12 protein-coding genes and 1 pseudogene are annotated in these 15,098 nt (G+C 63.6%); 12 read left to right on the top strand and 1 reads right to left on the bottom strand.

Translation table 11 applies throughout. The features are described 5' to 3' along the window. The first annotated feature begins 4 nt into the window (after positions 1-4). The 12 genes from D6877_RS09345 (at position 5) to madM (ending at position 14,758) form a co-directional block, all read left to right on the top strand. Positions 5-5,914, top strand: coding sequence for an Hpt domain-containing protein (locus D6877_RS09345; protein WP_130910565.1), 5,910 nt, complete (start codon positions 5-7; stop codon positions 5,912-5,914). Beyond that, positions 5,907-6,377: a chemotaxis protein CheW gene (locus D6877_RS09350; RefSeq protein WP_130910566.1), complete on the top strand. Its 471-nt coding sequence runs from the start codon at positions 5,907-5,909 to the stop codon at positions 6,375-6,377. Before D6877_RS09345 ends, D6877_RS09350 begins: the two co-directional genes overlap by 8 nt. A 512-nt stretch (positions 6,378-6,889) precedes the next feature. Further along, positions 6,890-7,255 carry a hypothetical protein gene (locus D6877_RS09355; RefSeq protein ID WP_130910567.1) on the top strand — a complete coding sequence of 122 codons (366 nt, stop codon included), beginning with the start codon at positions 6,890-6,892 and terminating at the stop codon, positions 7,253-7,255. Positions 7,256-7,544: 289 nt separating this feature from the next. After that, positions 7,545-9,215, top strand: a complete 1,671-nt coding sequence (gene mdcA / locus D6877_RS09360) for a malonate decarboxylase subunit alpha (protein ID WP_130910568.1) — start codon at positions 7,545-7,547, stop codon at positions 9,213-9,215. Next, positions 9,215-10,072: a triphosphoribosyl-dephospho-CoA synthase gene (locus D6877_RS09365; protein ID WP_130910569.1), complete on the top strand. Its 858-nt coding sequence runs from the start codon at positions 9,215-9,217 to the stop codon at positions 10,070-10,072. Before mdcA ends, D6877_RS09365 begins: the two co-directional genes overlap by 1 nt. Then, a complete protein-coding gene (locus D6877_RS09370) occupies positions 10,072-10,371 on the top strand; it encodes a malonate decarboxylase subunit delta (RefSeq protein WP_024014647.1) in 300 nt (99 codons plus the stop codon). The genes D6877_RS09365 and D6877_RS09370 overlap by 1 nt, the downstream gene beginning before the upstream one ends. Further along, positions 10,364-11,215 carry a biotin-independent malonate decarboxylase subunit beta gene (locus D6877_RS09375; protein WP_130910570.1) on the top strand — a complete coding sequence of 284 codons (852 nt, stop codon included), beginning with the start codon at positions 10,364-10,366 and terminating at the stop codon, positions 11,213-11,215. Before D6877_RS09370 ends, D6877_RS09375 begins: the two co-directional genes overlap by 8 nt. Further along, positions 11,212-11,997 carry a biotin-independent malonate decarboxylase subunit gamma gene (gene mdcE, locus D6877_RS09380; RefSeq protein WP_130910571.1) on the top strand — a complete coding sequence of 262 codons (786 nt, stop codon included), beginning with the start codon at positions 11,212-11,214 and terminating at the stop codon, positions 11,995-11,997. Before D6877_RS09375 ends, mdcE begins: the two co-directional genes overlap by 4 nt. Further along, the gene (locus D6877_RS09385; protein ID WP_130910572.1) at positions 11,991-12,611 is read left to right on the top strand and encodes a malonate decarboxylase holo-ACP synthase; all 621 of its coding nucleotides are present in this window, start codon (positions 11,991-11,993) and stop codon (positions 12,609-12,611) included. Before mdcE ends, D6877_RS09385 begins: the two co-directional genes overlap by 7 nt. Further along, a complete protein-coding gene (gene mdcH / locus D6877_RS09390; protein ID WP_130910573.1) occupies positions 12,608-13,528 on the top strand; it encodes a malonate decarboxylase subunit epsilon in 921 nt (306 codons plus the stop codon). The genes D6877_RS09385 and mdcH overlap by 4 nt, the downstream gene beginning before the upstream one ends. A 67-nt stretch (positions 13,529-13,595) precedes the next feature. Continuing rightward, the gene (gene madL / locus D6877_RS09395; protein ID WP_016772756.1) at positions 13,596-13,988 is read left to right on the top strand and encodes a malonate transporter subunit MadL; all 393 of its coding nucleotides are present in this window, start codon (positions 13,596-13,598) and stop codon (positions 13,986-13,988) included. Positions 13,989-13,993: 5 nt separating this feature from the next. Beyond that, positions 13,994-14,758 (top strand): malonate transporter subunit MadM, encoded by a 765-nt coding sequence (madM, locus tag D6877_RS09400; RefSeq protein WP_024014642.1) that lies wholly within the window; start codon positions 13,994-13,996, stop codon positions 14,756-14,758. 203 nt (positions 14,759-14,961) lie between these two features. On the opposite strand, the pseudogene D6877_RS09405 reads toward madM, so the two are convergent. After that, positions 14,962-15,098, bottom strand: a pseudogene (locus D6877_RS09405) (LysR family transcriptional regulator); the annotation flags it as partial.

Below are 15,098 nucleotides of genomic sequence, written 5' to 3' on the forward strand. Positions count from 1 at the left end.
GGTTATGGGTGATCGGCACGACTACGTGGCCCTGGAATGGGTCAAGGGCGAAATTGCCGAAACGCTGAAGCTGGCGCATCAGGCGATCGAAGCCGTGCTCGACGATCCGCAGGCCTTCCCCGGGCTGGACGAATGCCTGGCCGACATTCATCAGGTCCACGGCAGTCTGCAAATGGTCGAGTTCTACGGCGCAGCGTTACTGGCCGAAGAAATGGAGCACTTGGTCGAAGCCCTGCAACATGATCGTGTACCGCACCGCGACGAAGCCCTGCACCTGATGCTGCAAGCCCTGGGGCAACTGCCGCTTTACCTCGACCGTGTGCAGAGCGCCCGTCGTGACCTGCCGTTGGTGGTGCTGCCGCTGATCAACGACCTGCGCAGCGCCCGTGGTGAAAGCCTGTTGGCGGAAACCAGCCTGTTCAGCCCGCCGCTGCCCGAGCTGGCGCCGCTCGGCGCCGCGGCACTCGCCGCCCTGGAACCGCCCGATCTGCCGAACGTGCTGCGCAAACTGCGGCAGATGCTGCAAATGGCTCTGGTCGGGCTGCTGCGCGAACAGGACGACCAGACGCACCTTGGCTATCTGGCCAAAGTCTTCAGCCGTCTCGAAGCGCTGAGCGGCGATGCGCCGTTGAGCCCTTTGTGGCAAATCGCCTCAGCATTGATCGAGGGCATGCGCGAGGGCGTCATCGCCAACAGTCCGGCGCTGCGCAGCCTGTTCAAGGACGCCGACCAAGAGCTCAAGCGCCTGCTCGAGCAGGGCATCGTCGGGCTCAACCAGCCGGCGCCGGCCGAGCTGCTGAAAAGTCTGTTGTTCTATATTGCCAAAGCCGAACATCCCACCGGGCAGATGCTGACCATGAAAGATCGCTACTCCCTGGACGACGCGTTGCCCGACAGCGCGATGGTCGATGAAGAACGCGCGCGCCTCGCCGGCCCCGACCGCGATGCCATGCGCTCGGTGCTGGCAGCGCTGTGCGAAGAGCTGGTGCGGGTCAAGGAGCGCCTCGATCTGTTCGTGCGCAGCGACCGCCAGCACGCCTCGGATCTGGACAGCCTGCTCGCGCCGCTGCGACAGATTGCCGACACCCTCGCGGTGCTGGGTTTCGGCCAGCCGCGCAAGGTCATCATCGACCAACTGGCGGTGGTGCTCAGCCTCGCTCAGGGCCAGCGCGAACCGAACGACGCCATTCTCATGGACGTCGCCGGGGCCTTGCTCTACGTCGAAGCGACGCTGGCCGGCATGGTCGGCACGGTGGAGACGCAAAGCGCCGACGACACGCGCCTGCCGACCACCGACCTGACGCAGATCCATCAGATCGTGATCAAGGAAGCGCGCATCTGCCTGCAACAGGCCAAGGACATGATCGTCGATTACATCGACGCCGATTGGGACCGCCAGCATCTGCAATCGCTGCCCGAGCTGCTGACACAGGTGCGCGGCGCGCTGGCGATGATTCCGCTGGCCCGCGCAGCGAGTCTGGTCGAGGCCTGCAACGGTTTCATTCGCGAGCACTTGATGCTCGATGCCCACGAACCGGGCTGGGAACAACTCGATCATCTGGCCGATGTGATCAGCAGCCTGGAGTATTACCTCGAACGCCTGAGCGATGATCCGCAGGCACCGGCCGAGCATTTGCTGGATGTAGCGCAGAACAGCCTCGCCAGCCTCGGCTTCTTTCCCAACGAGCAGCCCGGTGAACCGCAGGTGCCGGTGCTCGATGAGGTGCTCAGCCCCAGCGAAGCGCAGGTGATGCAGGATCTGCAAGCGCTCGACGACCCTGACGTCGTGCAGTCGCTGGCCGAAGTGCTCGCCAGCCCGGTGTCGGCGCTCAACCCGCCGGCGCGCAACAGCCCCGACAGCCTGATGCCGCCGCCGGCCGATGAAGAACCGGTAGACGATGAGCTGCGCGAAGTGTTCCTCGAAGAGACCGACGAAGTCCTCGCGGTCCTCCACGAATACCTGCCGCGCTGGACCGCCAATCCCCAGGACCGCGCCGCGCTGACCGAACTGCGCCGGGCCTTTCACACCTTGAAGGGCAGCGGGCGCATGGTCCGCGCGCTGGTCCTCGGCGAGCTGGCCTGGGCGGTGGAAAACCTGCTCAATCGCGTGCTCGAACAAAGCGTCGAGCCCGGCGCAGTGCTGCGCCAATTGCTCGACGACGCGGTGTTGCTGCTGCCCGAGCTGATCAACGAATTTGCCACCCAGCGCCAACGCCAGCGCAGCGATGTCGACCAACTCGCCGCACGCGCCCACGCGTTGGCCAAAGGCGATGAGCCGCTGGCTGCCGAAGACACCGACGACGTCGCCGCGCTTGATCCGCTGCTGCTGGAAATCTTCCGCAAAGAAGCCGAAACCCACCTCGCCAGCCTCAACCGTTTCCTCGATCAGGCCGCCGAACAGGTGCCGTTGCCGGCCAGCGACGAACTGCAACGGGCGCTGCACACGCTCAAGGGCAGTGCCTCGATGGCCGGCGTATTGCCGATGGCCGAACTGGCGGCTTCGCTGGATCAACTGGCCCGCGAGTTCAAGGCGCATCAGTTGCCGCTGGATCTGGACGAGGTCGAACTGCTGCTCGAAGCCGAGGGCCTGTTCCGCGTCGGCCTGCGCCAGCTCAAACACGATCCGCTGGCGCCGATTGTAGGTGCGCAGTCGCTGATCAAACGCACCGAGGCGCTGCTCGCCGAGCGCCTGCAAGCCAGCTCCGATGGGGCTGACAGCGGCCTGCGCCTCAAGCGCGATCCGCAACTGATCAACAACTTCCTCGCCCAGGGCATGGACATCCTCCTCGACGCCGAAAACCTTTTGCAGCGCTGGCAGCAGCACCCCGGCGAGCGCCAGGAACTCAGCGCCTTGCTCGATGAGCTGACCACTCTGGGCGAAGGCGCGCATCTGGCCGATCTGCAGGCGGTCGATGGCCTCTGCGAAGCCTTGCTCGACCTGTATGGCGCGGTGGAAGAAAGCAGCCTGGCGGTCAGCGAGCGGTTTTTCCACGAAGCGCAACTGGCCCACGAAGCGCTGATCAACATGCTCGACGAACTCGCTGCCGGCCAGGAAATCACCGCGCAACCGGAGCGGATTTGGGCCTTGCAGGAACTGCTCGACGAAGGCCTCGACCCGGCGGCGATGGGCCTGATCCGCAGCGATGGCAGCCGCACCCTGGACATTCGCGAGCTGGGCAGCGCCACCGCGCAATTGCAGCAATCGGTTGCCGCCCTTGAGCCTGACGACGAGATCGTCGAAATCTTCCTCGAAGAGGCGGTGGACATTCTCGACAGCGCCGGGCAAGCCTTGCAGCGCTGGCTCAAGGACCCGGACAACGCCGCGCCGCTGTCGTCATTGCAGCGCGACTTGCACACGCTGAAGGGCGGCGCGCGCATGGCCGAGGTCGAGGCCGTCGGCGACCTTGCCCAGGAACTGGAAAATCTTTACGAAGGGCTGGTCGATCGACGCTACAGCCACAGCGCCGCGCTCGAAGGTTTGTTGCAGCACAGTCATGAGCGTTTGGCGCTGATGCTGGAGCAACTGCAAGCGCATCAAGCGCTGACCCCGGCGCAAGATCTGATCGACGCGATCCGTCAGTTGCGTCAGGGCCAGGCCGCCAGCGAATCTGCCCCCGCAGCGCTCGAACACGACAACGCCGGGCATGATCCGGAGTTGCTGGAGATCTTCCTCGAAGAAGGTTTCGACATCATCGAAAGCTCCGGCGCCGCGCTGTTGCGCTGGCAGGCCGAGCCGGGCAACCGTCAGGAAATTGAAACCCTGCTGCGCGATCTGCACACCCTAAAGGGTGGCGCGCGGATGGTCGAAATCGGCCCGATCGGCGACCTCGCCCATGAGCTGGAATTTCTCTACGAAAGCCTTTCCACCGGTGCGCTGCAACCGTCCGCCGAACTGTTCGCGCTGGTGCAGCGCGGCCATGACCGGCTGGCGCAAATGCTCGATGGCGTGCGCGCCGGGCAACCGTGCCCACCGGCCGATCGGCTGATCAATGCGATCCAGAATTTCAGTCACCCGGTGCAGGTTGAAGCGCCGCCGGCGCCAGCTCCGGTCATCAAGCCTGAGGCCGCGCCGCCGAGCGCCGATGCTGGCGCGGACATGGTCAAGGTCTCGTCCGAGCTGCTTGATGAACTGGTCAATCTGGCCGGGGAAACCTCGATCTTTCGTGGACGGATCGAGCAGCAAGTCAACGATGCGCAGATTGCTCTCAACGAGATGGAAACCACCATCGAGCGCATGCGCGATCAGTTGCGCCGCCTCGACACCGAAACCCAGGGGCGCATTCTCAGCCGCCAGCAAGTCGATGGCGAACGCCTCGGTTACGAAGATTTCGATCCGCTGGAAATGGACCGCCATTCGCAGCTCCAGCAACTGTCGCGGGCGCTGTTCGAATCCGCCTCGGACCTGCTCGACCTCAAGGAAACCCTCGACCGCCGCAACCACGATGCGGAGAACCTGTTGCAGCAACAGGGGCGGATCAACACCGAATTGCAGGAAGGCCTGATGCGTACGCGCATGGTGCCGTTCGAGCGCATGGTGCCGCGTCTGAAACGCATCGTGCGTCAGGTCGCCGAAGAGCTGGGCAAGGATGTCGCGTTCGTGGTCGGCAATGCCGATGGCGAGATGGATCGCAACGTCCTCGAACGCATGGCCGCGCCGCTGGAACACATGCTGCGCAATGCCGTCGACCATGGCCTGGAATCCACCGAGGTGCGGCTGGCGGCGGGTAAACCGGCGCAAGGGCAGATCACCCTCGATCTGTCCCGCGAGGGCGGCGACATGGTTTTCGACATCCGCGACGACGGCGCCGGTGTGCCGCTGGAAGCCGTGCGGCGCAAGGCGATCAAGCGCGGTCTGCTGGCGCCCGACGCCGAGATCAGCGACCGCGACGTGTTGCAGTTCATTCTCCAGCCGGGTTTCTCCACGGCGGAAAAGATCACCCAGATTTCCGGGCGTGGCGTCGGCATGGACGTGGTCCACGAAGAAGTGCGCCAACTCGGCGGCAGCATGAGCATCGATTCGGTGCCGGGGCAGGGCGTGCATTTCCGCATTCGCCTGCCGTTCACCGTGTCGGTCAACCGCGCGCTGATGGTGCAGTGCGCTGAGGATCAGTATGCGATCCCGCTGAACACCATCGAAGGCATCGTGCGCGTGTTGCCGAATGATCTGGAAGGGCACTTCCGTCAGGATCCGCCGAGTTATCAATACGCCGGCCAGCGTTATGAACTGTGCTACCTGGGCGAGCTGTTGAAGACTGCGCCACGGCCGAAACTGCTCGGGCAGAACCTGCCGTTGCCGGTGCTGCTGGTGCATTGCAACGACCGCCATGTTGCGGTGCTGGTCGATGCCATGGCCGGCACTCGCGAGATCGTGGTCAAGAGCCTCGGCGCGCAGTTCGCGGCGGTGCAGGGCGTGTCGGGGGCGACGATTCTCGGCGACGGCAGGGTGGTGTTGATTCTGGATCTGCTCGCACCGATCCGGGCGATGCAGGCGCGCCTGGCGCAGGAACCGACGGCCACGGAGATCGACAGCGAACCGCACAAGCCGCTGCTGATCATGGTCGTCGATGACTCGGTGACGGTGCGCAAGGTCACCAGCCGTTTGCTCGAGCGTCACGGCATGAACGTGCTGACCGCCAAGGACGGTGTCGATGCGATGCTGCTGCTCGAAGAGCACACGCCCGACCTGATGCTGCTCGACATCGAAATGCCGCGCATGGACGGCTTCGAAGTCGCCACCCAGGTGCGCGCCGACGAACGCCTGCGCCACTTGCCGATCATCATGATCACCTCGCGCACCGGGCAGAAACACCGCGACCGCGCCATGGCCATCGGCGTCAACGACTACCTCGGCAAGCCGTATCAGGAATCGGTGTTGCTGGAGAGCATCGCCCAGTGGAGCAAGAAACATGCATGAGCACCGGCACAACCCGCGCACCAGCCAGCTCACCGGGCTGCTGCTGCCGCTGGCCGATCGCAACCTGATCCTGCCCAATGTCGCCATCGCCGAGCTGATCGACTACCAGGCCAGCGCCTTCGACCTCGACACGCCGCCGTGGTACCTGGGCCGGGTAACGTGGCGCGAGCGGCAGATTCCGCTGATCAGTTTCGAATCGGCCTGCGGGCAGAAAATCGTCATCGGCGAACGGGCGCGGATCGTCATTCTGAATGCGCTGGGCGGCTTGCCCGAGCTGAGATTCATCGCCCTGTTGGTGCAGGGGATTCCTCGGTCGTACAAGCTCGACAGTCAGTTGAGTTACGTGGATGTGCCGTTGTGCGCGCTGGAGCAGGCGGCGGTGCAGGTGGGCGAGCAGGTGGCGAAGGTGCCGGATCTTTTGGGGTTGGAGAGGTTGTTGGTGGATGCTGGGCTGGTCCATTGATCCAGAGTCTTCAGTGTTCTGGCTGGCCTCTTCGCGAGCAGGCTCGCTCCCACAGGGTGTGTACACCGGGCGACCTCTGTGGGAGCGAGCCTGCTCGCGAAAGCGCCAGTCGCATCACCTCAATCCCACAGGTAGATCCTCAATTCCTGTAGCTCAATAAACACCAATCCTTACCGGTGTTTAAAGACACCCAGTGTTACGCCGCACCAGCCTACAAATCCTTGCGCCCCTGCCTACGCATGCACCAGAATCCGCCGGCTTGTGCGCCCAGGGCTTGCTGCGTAACTTGGATCGGGTCACTGATTCCCAGTGATCGGGTTTAGTAGCCCGCGGTAATTCAGCTGGTCGTGCATTCATCACAGGTGTCCGCATCTGAGCTTGATGGTGGCTGTACGTAGGGCGCTTCGGCGCGCCGGCTTAAGCTGAGTTCCCCGGTCTACTAACCTGCGTACAGTCGCCTCCCTTTCGTTTAGTAGCCAAGGGGTTGGCGCTCAACAACGGGAACACAGCTCATGTTCAAAGTAACGCCAAATCCGCCGACCCAAGACCCGGCATCGCCCTACCAATCCCCCGACTCCAGGAAATTCCACGAAGCCGCCGAGCGCGCCCTCGACCATTACCTCGGCCCGCCCAGCGCTGACTTCATGGCCCCGCCGTACACCCCCAACACGCTGTACATGGCCAACCCCGAAGCCGACACCGAATCCTTGCTGGCCGACGCCTGCGAAACCCTCGGTTCGGCAATGGTGATGCTACATAACCATGCTGCCTCGGTGGACGGCTCGCAGCGCAAGACCCTGCAGGGCATCGCGCAGATTGTCATGGTGGCGGAGATGGCGGTGAACCGCGTGCTGGACAAAATGGTGCCAACCGACTGAAAGCCCCTCACCCCAGCCCTCTCCCAGAGGGAGAGGGAGCCGACCGAGGTGTCTCGCGTCCTACATCGACCTGAATGACCGAGTCGATTATGGATTCACTACAACGGGTTCAGGTCAGAGTCATTCCCAAGCATCCCCCAATCAGTCCCCTCTCCCTCCGGGAGAGGGCTAGGGTGAGGGTAGCTTTTGAACGTTACGCTCAGCGTAATGATTCACCACCCAGCTTGATTGATGCCCTCACCACACACGCCTAACTTGGCTCCACGACAGCGAACCCCGTGGAGTGAGCATGACAACAACAATTTCCCCCGACTCGCGCTGGACGCGGCGGCGTGACGAGAAGCAGCGCCGGCTCGACAAGGTGCGCGGGCTGGCCGATGGCGTGGTGTTGCCCAGCGACAAAATCGTCGCCGCGCTCGAAGCACTGATCCATCCCGGCGACCGTGTGGTGCTGGAGGGCAACAACCAGAAGCAGGCGGATTTCCTTTCGCGTTCGCTGGCCAAGGCTGACCCGGCCAAGCTCCACGATCTGCACATGATCATGCCCAGCGTCGGCCGCTCCGAGCACCTTGATCTGTTCGAACGCGGCATCGCCCGCAAGCTCGATTTCTCCTTCGCCGGCACCCAGAGCCTGCGCATCAGCCAGTTGCTCGAAGATGGCTTGCTCGAAGTCGGCGCCATTCACACCTACATCGAACTCTACGCCCGCCTCGTCGTGGACCTGATCCCCAACGTTGTGCTCTCGGCCGGTTTCATGGCCGACCGCGCCGGCAACATCTACACCGGCCCGAGCACCGAAGACACCCCGGCGCTGATTGAGCCGGCGGCGTTCAGCGATGGCATCGTCATCGTTCAGGTCAACCAATTGGTCGACGACGTCAGCGAGCTGCCCCGCGTGGACATTCCCGCTTCATGGGTCGATTTCGTTGTGGTCGCCGACAAGCCTTTCTACATCGAACCGCTGTTTACCCGCGACCCACGCCACATCAAGCCTGTGCACGTGTTGATGGCGATGATGGCGATTCGCGGCATCTACGAAAAACACAATGTGCAGTCGCTCAACCACGGCATCGGTTTCAACACCGCCGCCATCGAACTGATCCTGCCGACCTACGGCGAATCCCTTGGCCTGAAAGGCAAGATCTGCCGCAACTGGACGCTCAATCCGCACCCGACGCTGATCCCGGCGATTGAAAGCGGCTGGGTCGAAAGCGTGCATTGCTTCGGCACCGAGCTGGGCATGGAAAACTACATCGCCGCGCGCCCGGACGTGTTCTTCACCGGCCGCGACGGCTCGCTACGTTCCAACCGGATGTTCTGCCAACTCGCCGGGCAATACGCGGTGGATCTGTTTATCGGCGCGACGTTGCAGGTCGATGGCGACGGCCATTCTTCGACCGTGACCCGTGGCCGTCTCGCCGGTTTCGGTGGCGCGCCGAACATGGGCCACGACCCGCGCGGCCGCCGTCACGGCACCCCAGCGTGGCTGGACATGCGCCATGCCGATGCACCGCAACCGATGCTCGAACGCGGCAAGAAACTGGTGGTGCAAATGGTCGAGACCTTCCAGGAGGGCGGCAAACCGACCTTCGTCGAAACCCTCGACGCGGTGGAGGTGGCGAAGAAAAGCGGCATGCCGCTGGCGCCGATCATGATCTACGGCGACGACGTTACCCACCTGCTCACCGAAGAAGGCATCGCCTACCTGTACAAGGCGCGCTCGCTGGAAGAGCGCCAGGCGATGATCGCCGCAGTCGCCGGGGTTACCGCCATCGGCCTGCGGCACAACCCGAAAGACACCGAACGCATGCGCCGCGAAGGCCTGATCGCCTTGCCCGAAGACCTCGGCATCCGCCGCACCGACGCCACGCGCGAATTGCTCGCGGCGAAAAGCGTCGCCGATCTGGTCGAGTGGTCCGGCGGCCTGTACAACCCGCCCGCCAAATTCAGGAGCTGGTAATGCACGCATTCAACCTGCAAGCGAAACCGCTGTCCCTGGCTGACCGCTTGGCCGATCTGGCGGTGGACGCGTTGATCGACGAAGCCGATCTGTCGCCGAAACCGGCGCTGGTCGACCGTCGCGGCAATGGCGCGCACACCGATCTGCACCTGGGCCTGATGCACGCGTCGGCGTTGGCCTTGTGGCCAGCGTTCAAGGAAATGGCCGAGGCGGCGCTGGAGATCGGCGAAGTCGGTGTGCCATTGCGCGAAGCGATCGGCCGCATCGGTCGCGAGGGCGAACAAGCCATGCTCGTGACCACCAACGGCGTCAACACCCATCGCGGTGCGATCTGGGCGTTGGGACTGTTGGTGACGGCCGCCGCGCTGCAACCGAAATCCATCGCCCTGTGCGCCGCCCGCCTGGCACTGCTCGACGACCGCTACGCACCGACACCACTCAGCCACGGCGCACAAGTTGCCCAGCGTTACGGCGCACGCGGTGCTCGCGAGGAAGCGCAACTCGGCTTTCCGTCCGTGCTGCAACGCGGCCTGCCGCAACTGCACAAAAGTCGCGCCAACGGCCACGGCGAACAGAACGCCCGGCTCGATGCGTTGCTGGCGATCATGACCGAGCTGGCCGACACCTGCGTGCTTTACCGCGCCGGCGAGCCCGGTCTGCAGGCCATGCAGGCTGGCGCACAAGCGGTGCTCGATGCCGGTGGCAGCGCCAGCCTCAGCGGTCGTCGCCGCCTGCACGAACTGGATCAACAACTCATCACATTGAATGCCTCGCCCGGTGGCGCCGCCGACCTGCTCGCCGCCACATTGCTGCTCGATCGTATCGAGCGCGACGGCATCTCTCAGGGAGCGTTTTGATGGAAAGCCTATTGTTTGAATTCCCCGCCGGGCAGCCGCCACGCGGGCGTGCGCTGGTCGGTTGTGTCGGCTCGGGTGATCTGGAAGTGCTGATCGAACCGGGTCTGGCCGGCAAACTGACGATCAATGTGCAGACCTCGGTCAACGGCGCGCAGCAGCGCTGGCAGCACCTGTTTGCGCGGATGTTCGACGGCACCACGCCGCCGGCGATGGCCATCGACATCCATGATTTCGGCGCGACACCGGGGGTGGTGCGCTTGCGTCTGGAACAGGGTTTCGAGGAGATCGGCCATGACTGACAGCGCAGCGTTGCTCAACAAACACAGCTTCGTCGAACTCGGCGCGCGGCAGCGGGCGCAAGCCTTGCTCGACGTCGGGACCTTTCGTGAACTGCTCGATCCGTTTCAACGGGTCATGTCGCCGTGGCTCGAGCGCCAGGGCGTAGTGCCGCAAGCCGACGACGGGGTGATCATCGCCAAGGGCCGCCTCGACGGTTTGCCGGTGGTCATCGCAGCGATTGAAGGTGCGTTTCAGGGCGGCAGCCTTGGCGAAGTCGGCGGGGCAAAGATTGCCGGTGCGCTGGAACTGGCCGCCGAAGACAACCGCAACGGCCTCCCCACCCGCGCTGTGTTGCTGCTGGAAACCGGTGGCGTGCGCTTGCAGGAAGCCAATCTAGGGCTGGCGGCGATTGCCGATATTCACGCGGCGATTGTCGATTTGCAGCAATACCAACCGGTGGTCGGCGTGGTCGCCGGCAGCGTCGGTTGCTTCGGCGGCATGTCGATCGCCGCTGCGCTGTGCAGTTATTTGCTGGTGACCCAGGAGGCACGTCTCGGCCTGAACGGCCCGCAGGTAATCGAGCAGGAAGCCGGGATCGAGGAATACGACTCCCGCGACCGGCCCTTCATCTGGAGCCTGACCGGCGGCGAACAGCGTTTCCACAGTGGTCTGGTGGATCGTTATGTCGGCGATGATGTGGCGCAGATTCGTCAGCAGGTCGGCCAACTGCTCCAGCAAGGCCTGCCGGCACAGCCGCGCAGTCAACGCGCCGAGTGGTTCCTGCAACGCCTCGGCAAGCTGAACACTGACCTGCAAATCGAACCGTCGGTGGTTCGCGATCTGTATCAAGGAGAGCGCTCATGAGCGGTTATTCATTGCGCGGCTTGCACTGGTTCAATGCGCTCAGCGCTGGCGCCAGTGTCGTCGAAGGTTTGCCGCCGTCGTTGAAAGTCGCCGACGCTGAGCTCGGCAGGTTTATCGCCGTGGTCGCCGACCCGGACAATCGTTTTCCCCGCGCCCGCAATGGCGAGGTCGGTCTGCTCGAAGGTTGGGCGCTGGCCAAGGCTGTGGATGACGCGATCAGCGCCGACCGCGACAGCGCACAGAAGCGCCCGATCATCGCCATCGTCGATGTGCCGAGCCAGGCGTATGGCCGCCGCGAAGAAGCCCTCGGCATTCATCAGGCCTTGGCCGGCGCGGCGGACAGTTATGCCCGTGCGCGTCTGGCCGGGCATCCGGTGATTGCGCTGCTGGTGGGCAAGGCCATGTCAGGTGCATTTCTCGCCCACGGTTATCAGGCCAATCGCCTGATCGCGCTGCGCGATCCCGGCGTGATGGTCCACGCAATGGGCAAAGCCTCGGCGGCGCGGGTCACCTTGCGCAGTGTCGAGGAACTGGAGGCGCTGGCGTCGAGCGTGCCGCCGATGGCCTATGACATCGACAGCTACGCCAGCCTCGGCCTGCTCTGGGAAACCCTCTCGGTGCAGCAGATTGAACAGCCGACAGAGGAAGATCTGACGCGCGTGACTGAGTGCCTGAAGCAAGCGATCAGCAATGTGACCAGCACTGATTTGAAAGGGCGCCTTGGTGCGAGCAATCGTGCCGCCTCCAGCAAAGTCCGCGAATTGCTGAGGGCGCAGTGGTGAACCTGCCTCTGGCCCACGATCTGCTCTGGGGCATGACCCCAGCGCAGTTGCCGGCGGATGCGCCGCAGTGGGCGATCGCGGCGCTGGCGGCCGGGCAACCGGTGGTGGTGCGCCGGGCCTTGAGCGAGAAAGGTCTGGTCGCGGTCGGCGTTCGTGGTGTGTTGCGTGAGCAGCGGCTGGCGACGTTTATGCCGCTGGATTCGATTGCTTGTCGGGTCAGTCCGGAGGCCCTCTGTCATGTTGAGTGCGAGCGAGATCTGCCGGTGATGCAGGGGCTCCAACAACTACGGCCGATGCTCGATGACTGCGGTTGGGTCTGGGGTGTCAGCGGCAGTGTCGGGTTTGAATTGGCCAGTGGTTTTGCAGCGATGCACGCGGGCAGTGATCTCGATCTGATTCTGCGTGCGCCGCAGATGATCACGCGCAATCAGGCCTGCAAACTCGTGGAGCTTTTCGATCAGGCTGTGTGCCGGGTCGACATGCAATTGCAGACCCCATTCGGCGCTGTGGCCTTGCGGGAATGGGCCAGCGGTTCGGCCCGAGTGCTGCTGAAAAATGCGCATCAGGCTGCACTGGTGACGAATCCGTGGCACCCGCAGGAGCAGGCAGCGTGAGCAGCCTGTTGGTGTTTCCCGGCCAGGGCGCGCAGCAAGCGGGCATGCTCCAGCGTTTGCCAAGGGAAACGCTGGCCGAGGCCAGTGATGTACTCGGCGAGGATGTTTTGCAGCTTGATTCAGCCGAGGCATTGCGCACGACACGAGCGGTGCAGCTGTGCCTGCTGATCGCCGGTGTCGCTGCTTCGCGGCAGTTATTGCAGGATGAACTGAGCGCGGATTACGTCGCCGGCCTGTCCATCGGCGCATACCCGGCAGCAGTGGTGGCGGGAGCCTTGAGTTTCAGCGATGCGCTGCATCTGGTCAGCCTGCGCGGTGAGCTGATGCAGCAGGCTTATCCACAGGGCTACGGCATGACCGCGATCATCGGCTTGCAGTTGTCCACCGTCGAAACCCTGCTGGCGCAAGTGCACAGCGAAGATGCGCCGGTGTACCTGGCCAATATCAACGCGGATAACCAAGTGGTCATCGCCGGCAGCGACAAGGCCATGCACGCGGTGGCCGAACTGGCGCGCAGTCGCGGCGCCGGAGTGGCGAAGCGGCTGGCGGTGAGCGTGCCGTCGCATTGCCCATTGCTGGAAAAACCGGCGCAGGCGCTTGCCGAGGCCTTCGCCAAGGTTGAACTGAAGAACCCGAAAATCGCTTATCTGAGCGGCAGTCGCGCGCGGCCTGTGAGCAAAGTCGAAGCGCTGCGCGATGACCTCGCTTTCAACATGTGCCGCGTGGTGGATTGGCGCGGCACCGTGCAAAGCGCCTACGAGCGCGGCGTGCGTCTACAGATCGAACTGCCGCCCGGTGCGGTGCTGACCGGGCTGGCGCGCCGGGTGTTCGAGCAGGGCACCGTCACTGCCTTCGACAGTGCCCGCCTCGATACCCTGCAAGCGCTGTTGCGCGAGGAGGGTGGCCGCCAACTCTAAAACCGCCGCGACTCAAGCTTCGAACAACAAAAACAACATTCGACGATGCACTTTGAGGACTACAACAATGATTATTTACGGTGTGGCGTTTCTCGCCTTTTGCACGCTGGTCGGTATCTGGGTCGGTGAACTGCTCGGCAAGCTGATCGGCGTGCCGGCCAACGTCGGCGGTGTCGGCATTGCGATGCTGCTGTTGATCGGCCTGGGCAGCTATCTCTACAAGAGCGGCTGGCTCAAGGGCAAGACCGAGCAGGGCGTGGAGTTCTGGAGCGCGATCTACATTCCCATCGTGGTCGCCATGGCCGCGCAGCAGAATGTCTACGGTGCGCTGAAAGGCGGGCCGATGGCGATTCTTGCCGGCACCCTCGCCGTAGTGATCGCTTTTGCCTTGGTGCCGGTGCTGACACGCATGGGCAACAAGCAAGAGACACCGATCGCTCCTGCCAAGACTGCGGGGTAATCGCCATGTACGAATCGATGATGAAAGTGATCACCGGCTACGGTCTGATCAGCGGCTTTTTGATTGTCGGCCTGACCATGTGGGTGTCCTACTGGATGTCCAACACCTTCACCAAGGGCCGTCTGCACGGTTCAGCGATTGCGATTCTGCTCGGGCTGGTGCTGTCGTATATCGGCGGCGCACTCACCGGTGGGCAAAAAGGCGTGGTGGATATTCCCCTGCTGTCCGGCATCGGCCTGCTCGGCGGTGCGATGCTGCGGGATTTCGCGATTGTGGCGACGGCGTTTGGCGTCAGTGTCGATGAGCTCAAACGCGCCGGACTCGTCGGTGTGCTGGCGCTGTTTGTCGGCGTTGGCACCTCGTTCGTCGCCGGAGTCGGCGTGGCGATGGCGTTCGGCTACACCGATGCGGTGAGCCTGACCACCATTGGCGCCGGTGCCGTGACTTACATCGTCGGCCCGGTGACCGGCGCGGCGATCGGCGCCAGTTCCGAGGTGATGGCGCTGTCGATTGCGGCGGGGCTGATCAAGGCGATTCTGGTGATGGTGATGACACCGTTCGTGGCACCGATGATCGGCCTGAACAACCCGCGCAGCGCGGTGATTTTCGGTGGTTTGATGGGCACCTCCAGCGGCGTTGCCGGAGGCCTGGCGGCCACCGATCCGAAGCTGGTGCCATATGGTTGCCTGACGGCGGCGTTCTACACCGCGCTTGGGTGTCTGCTGGGGCCTTCGCTGCTGTTTCTGGCGATGCGCGGGTTGATGGGCTAGCTAATCACCCCCAAAAGCCCCTCACCCTAGCCCTCTTCCGGAGGGAGAGGGGACTGACCGAGTTGTTTTGGCGTTATACATCGACCTGAAATTTCTGAGTTGAACTGAGGTTCTGAAAAGCCCCCGATCTGCTCCCTTTCCCCCTCTACCCCTTGGGGGAGAGGGCTGGGGTGAGGGGGTAGCTCTTGATTTTTGATCTTGATCTAAACCCCAGCCTGCCGATTGGCATACATCCGACACTCCGCCAGCAACGCCAGCAGATTCGGATCGCGCTCCTTGGCCTTGAGAAACACCACGCCAATGTGCTGCTGCAAGCGGTACTTCTCCTGCAACGGGATGA

The sequence above is a fragment of the Pseudomonas sp. Sample_9 genome, from assembly GCF_004307535.1.
Classification (GTDB): domain Bacteria; phylum Pseudomonadota; class Gammaproteobacteria; order Pseudomonadales; family Pseudomonadaceae; genus Aquipseudomonas; species Aquipseudomonas mercuritolerans.